The following is a 7,938-nucleotide window of genomic DNA, read 5'->3' on the forward strand; positions in this document are numbered from 1 at the left end:
CGCTTGGGTGGTGGTGGGTCAACTCCGCGCTTCGCTACGGAGTTGGGTGGGTGTCAGGGTGGGGCCTTCGGCCCTGGGCGGGGTGGGGGGTGTTCGGGCTTCGCCTGGGCTGACTGGGGTGGCGGGTGGGGGCGCTTCGCGCCTTGACGGATGGGATGGTGACGGGTGGTCATGTGTGGGGTCACTCGTTGGGGGTGGTGCAGGGGCGGGCTTCGCCCGTTCTTGTGCATCAAAGATAGCAGCCCGCTAGACTCTGGATTTCTGGACAGGCTCCGGGTTCCCCTGGAATCCGCAGGATCGCCCGGGTTCGGTACTCTGACAAGGGCCCGGACGTGACTCCTCAATGGGCCGAGGCAAGCCAGCCTCGCGAGCATCCGGCGTGTGCATCAGAAAACACCTGCCAGGAAACCCCGCCTCACCCCCTGCCCCCATCCTGGGCGACTCCCTGGAACACCAGCCCGGAAATCCCCGGATGGGTATCAGAAATCCCCGTCAGAAACTCCTGCCGAATTCCCTATCCGCCCCGGACAGGGCTCTGTCCGGGGCGTGGCCGACCGGCGCAGCGGTGGCGGCGACGGCTTGCTTGCGGGCTGCCGGGCGGGCTGTGGGGCCTCCGGGTTGGCTTGAGCTGTTGGTGCAGGGTGCGGGAGCGGGTGCCCGCACCCTGCGGGCGGGGTCAGTGGAGGTGTTCGGTGATCTGTCCGATGAGCCAGGTGGCGATGGCGCGGGCGGTGCCGGAGGCGGCGCCCTTGGCGATCTGGCCGGCCAGGCGCTGCTCGGACGTGTCGTTGTGGGCCGGGGTGGGCTGGTCGATGACGGGGTGGGTGCTCGTCTTGGTCTTGGTGTGGTGCTTGCTGGACATCAGATCCTCCCCAGAGGGCTGTCGTGAGTGCTGGTCAGCCGCGGCTTGGGCACCACGATCCCGGGGATACGGGCCTGGTTGCGGATCTGCGGACGGATGCCGACGATCCCGAATCTGCACTCTGTTCGTGCTGGTGGAGGACTACGCTGAGAGGCCTGCCGACAGACGATCGCGGACAATCGCGGACCGTGCCGCGCTCAAAGGAGAGGGCCGGTGGGATCAAAGGCTGATGGATCGGCTGCGGCAGGCGACCGGGTGGGGCACGGCAGCCAGGGCTGCTGGTGAAGGCGTAGGACGGGTGGGGAGCGAAGTGGCGGCTGGGGAGAGCCAAGAGTCGCAGCGGGTGCTGCGTGAGTTCGGGCGACGTCTTGAGGATCTCCGTCTGGACGCGGGCAACCCGAGCGGGAGCCAGCTGGTGGAAGCCGCCGCTGACGCCGGCACCCGCGGCGCAAAGATGCTCACGAAGACCGCTGTCAGTGAGCTCCAAAAGGGCCGGAATGGAATCTACCGGGTCTACGACTGGGATATCGTCGCCGCATTCGTCGAAGCGTGTAAAGCACACGACGCGAAAACCATTAAGGTCCTTTCGGCTGCTCGCACCGACCTCGTCGAATGGAAAAACGCGTACACCAGGGTTGCGGCCATGGTCGATGAATTCGACCGCATCAGCGGGAAAGGCAAGACGGCCCCGGGTGCCGAAGGTCGTTCGGCTGCCCTGCCCCTAGAGGATCTTCCCCGGCTCGCCCCGCTTCCGGCCCTTCTGGCCGGCTTCACCGGCCGGGACCGCGATCTGGAAGACCTCCTCGACCTGCTCGACCCTCAACGCCCAAGTGCGGACGCCGAATTGGCGGGAGACACCGGTGGTACAGCCGTGGTGGTGGCCGCGGTGCACGGCATGGGAGGGATCGGCAAGACCACCCTCGCCCTGGCCGCCGGCCACACCGCCCTCGCGAACGGCCTCTTCACCGGAGCCGTGTTCCTCGACCTGCACGGCTACGACGACACCCCCACCGAATCCGGCCAGGCCCTCGACACCGTGCTCCGCGGCCTGGGTGTCGACCCCGCGCGGATCCCGCCCGACCCTGACCAGCGGGCCGCCTTCTACCGGGCCCAGCTCGCCGCCCGCACCCGCGCCGGCGAACGTGTGCTGCTCATCGCCGACAACACCTCCCACACCGACCAGATCGAGCATCTCCTCCCCGGAGAGGGGCCCCACCGGCTCCTGATCACCTCCCGCGACGACCTGTCGGCCATCGGGGCCCGTCTGGTCGCCGTCGACGTCCTCGGACCCGACCAGGCCGTCGACCTGATGGACGTCGCGGTGCGTACCGCCCTCCCCAAGGACGGCCGGATCAACGCCGACCCCGACGGCACCCGCCGGGTCGCCGAGCTGTGCGGACGCCTCCCCCTTGCTCTGCGCATCGCCGCCGCGCAATTCATCGGCGACCGCAGCATCAAGCCCGGGCAACTCGCCGAAGACCTGGAGGACCTCGGCGAGCGCCTGGACATGCTGGACGACGGCACCCGAGCCGTCCGGGCAGTGCTGGAGCGCTCCTACCGGCGTCTGCCGCCCCCGCAGGAAGAACTCTTCCGTCTCCTCGCCGTCAACCCCGGCCCCGAGATCTCCACCGACACCGCCGCCGCGCTCACCCTCGGCAAAACCAAGGATGTCCGTGTCAGGCTGGTCGGCCTGGCCAAAGCCAGCCTCATCCGCCAGGACCCGGACACCGGCCGCTGGCGCATGCACGACCTCGTCCGCGCCTACGCCACCGAACAAGCCCAACAGCACCCCACCGCCAGCGCCAAAGCCCAGCGCCGCCTCCTCCAGCACTACACGCTCACAGCCCGGGACGCGAACATCCACCTTGAACCGACGGCCGACGGTGACAAGGCCCGGTTCCACAACCGCGCACACGCCCTGACCTGGCTCGACGCCGAACACGCCAACCTCGTCGCCGCCGTCCACACCGCACAGACCAGCGGCCACCACGACATCGCGATGTCCCTGTCCTCGTATCTGGCCAGCTATCTGGCCCTGCGCCGGCGCCTCGAAGACCTGCTCACCGTCACCACCATCGCACGTGACGTCGCCCTGGCCACCGGAAACCAGCGCAACACAGCCAGCGCCTGGACCAACCTCGGCACCGCTCTCAAGGAGCTGCGCCGCTTCGAGGAAGCCGAACAAGCCCACCGCACCGCGATCACCACCTTTCAGCAGCTCGACGACAAACACGGCGAAGCCAGCGCCTGGACCAACCTCGGCAATGTCCTCACGGGGCTGCGCCGGTTCGAGGAAGCCGAACAAGCCCACCGCACCGCGATCACCACCTACCAGCAGCTCGACGACAAACACGCCGAAGCCAGGGCCTGGAACAACCTAGGCAACGCCCTCACGGAGCTGCGCCGCTTCGAGGAAGCCGAACAAGCCCACCGCACCGCGACCACCACCTACCAGCAGCTCGACGACAAACACGCCGAAGCCATGGCCTGGCACAACCTCGGTGCCACTTTCACGGACCTGCGCCGGTTCGAGGAAGCCGAACAAGCCCACCGCACCGCGATCACCGCCTACCGGCAGCTCGACGACAAACACGGCGAAGCCGTGGCCTGGGGCAACCTCGGTGCGGCGTTGCGTGGTCGTGGTGAGTTCGGGCCGGCGGTTGAGGCGGGTGAGCGGGCGGTGGCCATGTTCGAAGTCCTGGGGGATGAGTATCGGCGGGGTGAGGCTTTGGAGGAGTTCGCTGCCACTCTGTCTGCGGCTGGAGGGCCATCGGATGTCGTCCGAGCGGTGCGCCAGGACTCTGCTGAGGCGTACCGGCGGGCGGGCGCTGAGGAAGAAGCGGCGAGGGTGTCGGACATGGACGGTGAGTAGGGCGAGCTCATGCCTGTGAAGCGGTGTGTGTGCTTGCCGGCAGCGGTCTTGAGCCGTGCCGCCGACGCCAGGTCGACGGCGATGACGGTGAACTCGAAGCATTCGCCGCGCAGTTGGTTCGGTCGCAGGCCAGCGTAGAAGTCGGCGGGGTTGCATCGCATCCGGCCTCGACTCCCCCCGGCCGAGCCGCCGAGCGTCGCGGGCCATCCCAGACGACACGAAACCTTCAGCGGAAAACGACAGAAGCCTTCAGCCCCAACGACACACGTCTTCAGCGGCGTGACCGCACCACCCCAGCGAGCTGGCCGCTGAAGGGAATCTGACGTACCAGCACTGGAAACAGCCTGCCGCCTAACACACATCCAACGTAGTATCGGGGGCGCTGGCAGGCCGGTGTCCGGCAGGACTGGACGCCGTGGCCCGCTTGGCCAACCGCAGAGGGGGAATTTTGATGATCCGTCGCTATGCCATCATCGCCGCAGCCACGGTGCTGGCCACCATCGCAGCATCCGCCGAGGCGTTCGCGGGCACCGTTGGCAACTGCCCGTGACCTGAGCATCTGCGGGCCGGTTCCTTCCCGGAGCTGGCCCGCAGTGCTGTGCGCGCGGTCAGCAGGTGAGCGTTTCTGAACCCCCGGCACCAGCAGAGCCGGTAGCTTGGTCGCAGGGCCGGTGTCCGGCAGGACTGGACGCCGTGGCCCGCTTGGCCAACCACAGAGGGGGAATTTTGATGATCCGTCGCTATGCCATCATCGCCGCAGCCACGGTGCTGGCCACCATCGCAGCATCCGCCGAGGCGTTCGCGGGTAACGTTGGCAACTGCCCGTGACCTGAGCATCTGCGGGCCGGTTCCTTCCCGGAGCTGGCCCGCAGTGCTGTGCGCGCGGTCAGCAGGTAAGCGAGCTGCGCGGCTCCGCGCGGGTTTCGGGGGCTACGGCTGCTGAATTCGGGCGCCCCGGATCACGGTCAGGGCCTCCTGCGGCGTTCGCGGACAGCCGTTTCGTCGTCGGCCCACCGGACCACGGACGGGCTGCTCGGCTGGGTGCCAGTCCTGTAGTGGGCGATCTCGCGGCAGTACGCGTGGTCACCACCGGCACCGAGGTCGGCCAGGCGGTCGAACGCTTCGCGGGCTTCGGCTTCTTCTCCGCGGACGGCATGACGGCCGGGCTGCGCGAGGCGATGGACGACGTCCGACGCTCCGTGGCAGTGCTCGCCGCCCGAGTCCGTGACGCGCACGTCGCCCGCTCCCTGGCCGCGATCCACGGGGCCGTCGCCGCTGGCACCGGCCCGTCTCGCACGCGAGACACCGACCCAGCCGCCGCGGCCGCACTCAACTACGGCCTGTCCAAGCGAGCGCCCTGATCGCCGGGCCGGGGCGGGGTCGGCGTGCACGACCAGGCAGTCGGTCTCACCGACGCGCCGGCTCTGGAGTACGCCTGGGTCACCAACGAGACAGGTGCGGCGGCGGGGCCCATCCTGTCTCCACCATCGGCGAGCGTCTAGGCGTCACCTGGCGGCCGCCGAGGGGCAGCGCCAGACGGCCACAGGACCGGCCTGCCGCACGCACCCGCCCGCCCCATAGACCTACCCACAGGGAGGGGGCGCCAGAAGACGTGGTCCGTGGTCACGCACGCGCAGTGGCTCGCCCTGGTCATCTCTCTCCCCGCCCTGTATGTCGGTCGCCCCCGGTCGGCTGGGGATGATGCCGGTGAACGGCCTACGGCGCCGGCCTGACGGTCCGGATCGGGGCCCCGGCGTGTCATACGCCAGGCCCCGCAAGGAGTGCACCGGGTGGGTTCACACGACGACAACGGCAGGACTGCCGAACTGAACAGAAGGAGGTTCGGCGAAGGTGACACAAGTCGATACGGCCTCATGTCACTGCAAAATTCGGCTGACTGACACCGTGATCGCCTGGCCGAACGACCATTGGCCAGCAGAAACGTGTCTTCATGTCAGTGTCAGGCGAAGCCGAATGTCTCAGTGACAGCCCTGCCGGACCTCACACAAGCTAAGGAAGCGGCGCATTCAGGCAGGAGCTCGACGGCCGAGCCAGGAGGTCAGGCTGCCGGCATCCGTACAGAACGCCGTGCGAGTCACAGCGGCTGCCGCCAGTTGCGGTACGCGTGCGGCGGCCTGGCGAAGCCGCTGTCGCTGAACGGGTTCGGCAGCGTACCACTGAGGGTACCGAGGAGGAAGTCGCCGAAGCCCACCGCGAAGCGGACCCAGCGTTCCTCCCTGTAGTGGGGCTGGCGCTTGAAGACGACGATGTCCCAGCTGTCCGGATCCCGGGCCTCACAGAGCCAGAAGACCACGTCGCTGTTGGCGCTGCTCGCGAAGGGGAGAAGCCTCCCCTTCTCCAGATCCTCTGAGGCGCTGCCAGTAGGGGCCGCCGGCTCCTCCCTCGGGTCGAAGTCCAGTCCGTCGACGAGATCGCCGTACGGGGAGCCGGCCACCGGCGGCGTGCTAACGCCGAGGTACTCGTCCAGCTCGCCGCCGCCGTACAGCGTGACGAAGTCACGGTAGTCGGCGGGCAGGCGCAGGCCCGTGGTCCGCGCCAGCTCATCCCAGTCGACGGTGTCGCCCGGGGAGCTGGGCTCCCCGATCAGGGCAGAGAGGCGGGTGATGGCCGAGTGGACCATGGTGGTGTCTCCTCCGTGGGATGGCGCGGTTCGATCAGTCACCGTACTGCCCGGCGTCCTGCCCGGTGCCAATGATTCCTGTGCTTCGCGCAGGGGTTCTGGAGCATGACGTGGTGGCGTCCTACCGCCAGTAGCCCCCGGATCTCCGCAACAGGTCGACGTCACGGCCGGGCTGCGAACCCGACTCGGTGGGCAGCGCGCCGGCGGTAGGCCCCAGGAGCGGCACCGCCCTGAGCAGTACCTGATGTCGATCCGATGGATCGCCCCGGCGAAGGTGATCGGCCTCGCACACACCGCCTGAGCTCAGAGGGCGTTTGAGACCTGACGTGGGACGATCGGCCGGTGACTCGACTCGTGAACCGTGACCGCTCCCTTGAGGAACTTGAGAACGACCGCTGGCCGGCCCCATCGGGCGGCGAAACCCGGCTGATGGCGACCGTGCACGAGCTTCGGCGCAAGCCGATCGGCGACCTGACGGTCGAGGACATGCGGTTGCTCATCGGGCAGGACGTAGGCCGTGCCCATCTCCTGCCGCTGGCGATCGAGGTCCTTCGAAAGGACCCACTGGCGGAAGGCGACCTGTACGAAGGCGATCTGCTGGACGCCGTGCTCACCAGGGATGCGGAAGTCTGGAGCAAGTCTCCCGACCTCAGGCGGGAAGTCCGGTCGATCGTCTCGAAGTTGGCCGACGTGCCACCAACCGTGAAGCGCGACATCGAGGGGTTCCTGGCCCGGTAGGCCGCCGAGAGCGGCTGCCGTCGGGGAGAGGTCGGGCCGGCTCCAAAGTCAGGTAGCCGGATCACGTTGCCGTGACCCGGGGCCGCGCAGGTGCCGGCCGGGGAGCAGGGCTCGCTCGCCCCGGAGCGGCGCCGGGCGCTGGAGGAGATCGACCCGTGGTGGTGCCCGGTGTGGCCGGTTACCTGGCAGCGCGCCTACGCCACCGCGCGGCTGTGGTGGCTGGAGTCCGACGGCCTGGTCGACTGGACCGTGTTGCCGCAGGACACGGTGTTCGAGGGTGAGCAGCTCGGCCGGTGGGTGAAGGTGCAGCGGGCCGGGTGGCCGGCTCTGGAGGAGGAGCAGCGGGATCTGCTGTCGGCGGTCGGCATCGAGGAGGAGCAGGAGTTGGTGGCCGCCAGGGCCGCCGCGGAGGCGAAGCCGAAGGTGTCCCGCTCGGACCGGTTCGCTCAGGGTCTGGCGGCGCTGGCGGCCTTTGTCGAGCGGGAGCGGCATCCCCGGGTGCCCCGCCCGCACAAGGAGCTGCTGGAGAGCGTGGAGGCCGGCCCCGGCGGTGAGGAGCAGGTGGTGGTGTCGCACTTCGCGCTGGGCACCTGGCTCAATAACCAGAAAGCCCGGCGCGCCAAGCTGACGCCGGGTCAGCTCGCGCAGCTCGCCGAGCACGGAGTCGAGTCGGCGTAGCGGGCCATCCCCGGTCCGGGTGGCCGGTTGTCCGGCGGTAGGCTGCCGGGGCAGCGGCGCCCGACCGGGCGGCTCGCTCCACGATCGCGTCGACGAGTGAGCGGACCATGGCCAGGCGGGGGTAGCCGGCGTGGATCTGCTGACTGG

6 protein-coding genes are annotated in these 7,938 nt (G+C 68.9%); 4 read left to right on the forward strand and 2 right to left on the reverse strand.

Going from position 1 to position 7,938, the window contains the following annotated elements; genetic code table 11:
- Nucleotides 1-676: 676 nt before the first annotated feature.
- Nucleotides 677-862, reverse strand: coding sequence for a hypothetical protein (locus tag ACFU7Y_RS35130; protein ID WP_380770793.1), 186 nt, complete (start codon nucleotides 860-862; stop codon nucleotides 677-679).
- 343 nt (nucleotides 863-1,205) lie between these two features.
- On the opposite strand from ACFU7Y_RS35130, the gene ACFU7Y_RS35135 reads away from it, so the two are divergent.
- On the forward strand, nucleotides 1,206-3,734 hold the full coding sequence (locus ACFU7Y_RS35135) for an ATP-binding protein (RefSeq protein ID WP_380770794.1): 2,529 nt from the start codon (nucleotides 1,206-1,208) through the stop codon (nucleotides 3,732-3,734).
- A gap of 1,055 nt (nucleotides 3,735-4,789) precedes the next feature.
- Complete coding sequence (locus tag ACFU7Y_RS35140; RefSeq protein ID WP_380770795.1) at nucleotides 4,790-5,095, forward strand: hypothetical protein; 306 nt, start codon at nucleotides 4,790-4,792, stop codon at nucleotides 5,093-5,095.
- Nucleotides 5,096-5,829: 734 nt separating this feature from the next.
- Here ACFU7Y_RS35140 and ACFU7Y_RS35145 read toward each other — a convergent pair.
- Entirely contained in the window at nucleotides 5,830-6,375 is a 546-nt protein-coding gene (locus tag ACFU7Y_RS35145) for an SMI1/KNR4 family protein (RefSeq protein WP_380770796.1), read from the reverse strand.
- Between the two features lie 342 nt (nucleotides 6,376-6,717).
- Here ACFU7Y_RS35145 and ACFU7Y_RS35150 point away from each other — a divergent pair, with 342 nt between their 5' ends.
- Entirely contained in the window at nucleotides 6,718-7,113 is a 396-nt protein-coding gene (locus ACFU7Y_RS35150; protein WP_380770797.1) for a contact-dependent growth inhibition system immunity protein, read from the forward strand.
- A gap of 90 nt (nucleotides 7,114-7,203) precedes the next feature.
- Nucleotides 7,204-7,791, forward strand: coding sequence for a helicase associated domain-containing protein (locus ACFU7Y_RS35155; protein WP_380770798.1), 588 nt, complete (start codon nucleotides 7,204-7,206; stop codon nucleotides 7,789-7,791).
- Nucleotides 7,792-7,938: the final 147 nt, after the last annotated feature.

Source organism: Kitasatospora sp. NPDC057542, from assembly GCF_042801945.1.
Classification (GTDB): domain Bacteria; phylum Actinomycetota; class Actinomycetes; order Streptomycetales; family Streptomycetaceae; genus Kitasatospora.